The sequence below is a fragment of the Deinococcus pimensis DSM 21231 genome (assembly GCF_000519345.1).
Lineage (GTDB): Bacteria > Deinococcota > Deinococci > Deinococcales > Deinococcaceae > Deinococcus_A > Deinococcus_A pimensis.
This window is the reverse complement of record NZ_KI912633.1, coordinates 237,897-241,322: the sequence shown is the minus strand read 5'-3', so window position 1 is coordinate 241,322 and position 3,426 is coordinate 237,897. Positions and strand designations below refer to the sequence as shown.

Below are 3,426 nucleotides of genomic sequence, written 5' to 3'. Positions count from 1 at the left end.
CGCCGCGGCGTCGGTCGGCGTGACCCTCGTGGCGGTGGCCGTCCCGGCACTCGTGGGCCGCGCGCTGCACGGCACGCGGGTATCCCGGGCGCTGTTCGGACGCTGAAGGGAAGGACGCCGCGCGGGGCGGCGTCCTTCCCTCCTCGTGGCGCGCTCGACTGGAATCGAACCAGTGGCCTAGGGCTTAGGAGTCCCCCGCTCTATCCGACTGAGCTACGAGCGCATGTTCTCGGGAGTCCGGGCTCCCGGGCAGGGATTATAGCGTACCCTGGCGCCGTGCGCTCTTGAGGCTCCTGGCCCGCGCGGAAGGCCGCGCCTCTCCTCTTTCCTCGAAGATGTGAGGCAACGCATTATGTTTTGGGCAGAATCATGGCATCATGATTCTGTGATGACTACTGCCCCTCAGGAGGTCCGGATGAACTCCTTCAGCTTCACCAAGCTCGGTCGCCAGACGGTCCGCACCAGCACCGACGGGCGGTACAGCGCCCACGACGCCCTCGCCGCCCTCGGCGTCCGCGAGCGCGCCCGCGCGGACGCCCTCCTCGCGGAACTCGGCCTCGGCGCCGGCCACCACGACTTCGGCGACGAGGCGGGCCCCGAACCCACCCTCACCGACACCGACGTCGCCACCCTCGCCTTCGCCCTCACCACCCCCGAGGCGCGCCGCTGGCGCGAGAAGGCCCGCGACCTGCTCGCCGGGTACCTCGCCGGGGACGTCCACCTCGCCGCCGAGATCGCCGAACGCAACCCCGACGCGGAGAAGCGCCGCTGGCTCAGCGCCCGCCTCGAGAGCACCGAGGCCCGCAAGCGCTTCATGAGCACCGTCGCCCGTCACGGCGGCGAGGGCGACATCTTCCGGCAGGTCAGCTCGCTGTCGAACCGCAGCGTCCTCAACATGAACAGCGCCGCCTTCCGCCGCGAGCGCGGCGTCCGCGACACCCGCGACGGCATGACCGCCAGCGAACTGATGCGCCTCACCTACCTCGAAACGGCCAGCGCGCAGGCCATCGAGGCGCACGGCGCGCACGGCAACGACGCCATCCTCGACCTGCACCGCCGCAACGCCGACAACGAACGCAAGGTCTGGCGCGCCGCGCTCGGCCAGGCCAGCTGACCGTCCTTCTCCCCTCGCACCCTCGCCCTGTTCAGGGCGAGGGTGCGTCCGTTTGGTGGTATCGTCCACGACAGTCCATGCGGCACCTCGCGCTCATCCACACCGGCGGCACCATCTCCTCGCAGTACGACCCGCAGGCGGGCGGCGTCATCCCGCAGCACGCGCCGCGCGTGCCGGACCTGCCGGACGTGCGCGTCACCGACTTCGAGCCCTTCCGTCTGCCGAGCCCGCACATCCGGCTGGAGCACATGCTGGCCCTGCGCGACCTGATCGAGGACGTCGGTCCCGCGCACGACGGCGTCGTCCTCACGCACGGCACGGACACGCTGGAGGAGACCGCGTTCTTCCTGCACCTCACGCTGTCCACGGACACGCCCGTGGTGCTGACGGGCAGCATGCGGCACGCCGGGGAGCCCTCCTGGGACGGGCCGGGCAACCTGCGTGACGCCGCCGAGGTCGCCCTGCACGCCGGGACGCGCGGACGCGGCGCGCTCGTCGTGTTCGGCGGCGACATCTTCGACGCGCGCACCGTCACGAAGACGCACACGACCACGCAGGGCGCCTTCGGCGGCTACCCCGGCCCGCTCGGCCGGGTGGACGGCGCGGCCCTGCGGTACTTCGCCCGTCCCGAGGCGCGTCCCGTGTTCCCCGTGACGTCGGTGGACGCGCGGGTGGAGGTCCTGTACGCCTACGCGGGCTGGCAGGGCGAGGGCTTCGAGGAGGCGGCGGCCCGCGCGGACGGCCTCGTCGTCGCGGCGCTCGGGACGGGCAACCTGCCGCCCGAACTGCTGCCGCTCGTGCAGGCCTGCGAGAAGCCCGTCGTCCTCGCGACGCGCACCCACGCCGGTCCGGTGCTGCCCGTGTACGCCTACGCGGGTGGCGGCGCGACGCTCGTGCGCGCGGGCGCGATTCCGGCGTCCTTCCTGAACGCGCACAAGGCGCGCATCCTGCTGATCGTGCTGCTCAGCCTGGGCTACCCACCCGAGCGGGTCCGCGAGGTGTTCGAGCGCGGCGCGTTCTGACGGACTGCGTGCGCGCACACGAGCCGAAGAACGCCCCAAGCGACCTTGAAGGAAGCCCCTCGGTGGGCCGTGCGGCGGGGAACACTCCTCACCGCCGCCCACGCGAGATTGGGGCATGCCCGACGAGAACGAACGTCCCAAGCTGGACCGTCAGATCCGCTACCCCAACAACATCCTGATCGGCGCGGTCGCCGTGGTGGTCGTGCTGCTCCTCGCGTTCCTGCTGTTCTACGTGTACTACGGCCCGACGACTTGAGGCCGGGGCGCGACCCGCCGGGGGGCGGGCGAGCCGTCGGGTCGAGGCGCGGCCCGCCGGGGGGCGGGCGAGCCGTTGATCTCGCAGGGTGAGGGCGGGCGAAGCTCTCCATCATCCGCGCGCACGTGGAGCGCCCCTATGGTCTGCTCATGACGAGTCCCATCATCGACCTGGCGGGCATCACGGTGGAGGTGAACCACCTCGCGCGCGGGGTGCGCTTCTACTCGCAGGTGTTCGGGCTGCCCGTGGAGGAGCACGACGAGGAGCGCGGCGTGGCGACGCTGCGCGTCAACGATCACCAGACGCTGACGCTCTGGAAGCCCGTGACGCGGCGCTGGAACGACGAGGCGCTCGCGCCCCTCATGCCGCGCGGCGCGTCGCACCTGCACTTCGCGTGGCAGGTGCTGCCCCGGGACCTGCCGCTCGGGAAGGAAATCCTCGCCGAGCACGGCCTGACGTGGACGGAGATCGACCTCGGCACGCCCGAACGGCCCGATCCCACGGTGTACTTCTTCGATCCGTTCGGACACGGGCTGGAGCTGCGCGGCGTGGACCTCGCGGACGAGCGGCGCCCGCACTTCCCGCCGACGCCGGTGCGGCGTCCGGCACACGCGCTGCCCGTGATGGGCCTGCGTGAGGCGGCCATCGCCTTCTCGGACTACCACGGCATGCTCGAGCGCCTGCCGCGCGCGTACGGCTTCGAGTACGTGAAGGAGCAGGAGGACCGCGACTTCGCGCAGTTCGTGCTGGGCCCGAGCGCGGAACCCGACGGGAACGGCACGCCGCGACGCTGGCTGTACTGCTGGGACCCGCAGGTGGGCCTCGCGGACATGTTCGGCGGGGACCACGCGACGCTGACGTTCTACGCGGACGTGGAGGCGGTGGCGCGCCGCGTGGAGGCGGCGCGCCTGCCGTGCGTGCGAGACGGGGAGCGCTTCGCGGCGCGGGATCCGGAGGGGCATGTGTTCGTCTTCGTTCCCGACCCGCGCTGACGGGTCGTAGGGAGGCCGCCCGCGTCCGGACGCGGGCGGCCT

At 72.2% G+C, this 3,426-nt stretch carries 4 protein-coding genes and 1 tRNA gene; 4 read left to right on the top strand and 1 reads right to left on the bottom strand.

What is annotated here, in order from left to right; translation table 11 throughout:
• Positions 1-146: 146 nt before the first annotated feature.
• Positions 147-223 (bottom strand) — tRNA-Arg (locus tag DEIPI_RS0105855).
• A gap of 192 nt (positions 224-415) precedes the next feature.
• Between DEIPI_RS0105855 and ddrC the strand changes: the two genes are divergently transcribed.
• From ddrC to DEIPI_RS0105835, 4 genes are all read left to right on the top strand, one after another.
• Entirely contained in the window at positions 416-1,114 is a 699-nt protein-coding gene (ddrC, locus tag DEIPI_RS0105850; RefSeq protein ID WP_027481175.1) for a DNA damage response protein DdrC, read from the top strand.
• Positions 1,115-1,191: 77 nt separating this feature from the next.
• A complete protein-coding gene (locus DEIPI_RS0105845) occupies positions 1,192-2,136 on the top strand; it encodes an asparaginase (RefSeq protein ID WP_027481174.1) in 945 nt (314 codons plus the stop codon).
• Positions 2,137-2,251: 115 nt separating this feature from the next.
• A complete protein-coding gene (locus tag DEIPI_RS37425) occupies positions 2,252-2,392 on the top strand; it encodes a hypothetical protein (RefSeq protein WP_157463477.1) in 141 nt (46 codons plus the stop codon).
• A gap of 149 nt (positions 2,393-2,541) precedes the next feature.
• Entirely contained in the window at positions 2,542-3,384 is an 843-nt protein-coding gene (locus DEIPI_RS0105835; protein WP_027481173.1) for a VOC family protein, read from the top strand.
• The last annotated feature ends 42 nt before the right edge of the window (positions 3,385-3,426 follow it).

Coding starts and splice junctions, on each gene's coding strand:
- ddrC (WP_027481175.1), top strand. CDS start 416: ATGAACTCCTTCAGCTTCACCAAGCTCGGTCGCCAGACGGTCCGCACC.
- DEIPI_RS0105845 (WP_027481174.1), top strand. CDS start 1,192: ATGCGGCACCTCGCGCTCATCCACACCGGCGGCACCATCTCCTCGCAG.
- DEIPI_RS37425 (WP_157463477.1), top strand. CDS start 2,252: ATGCCCGACGAGAACGAACGTCCCAAGCTGGACCGTCAGATCCGCTAC.
- DEIPI_RS0105835 (WP_027481173.1), top strand. CDS start 2,542: ATGACGAGTCCCATCATCGACCTGGCGGGCATCACGGTGGAGGTGAAC.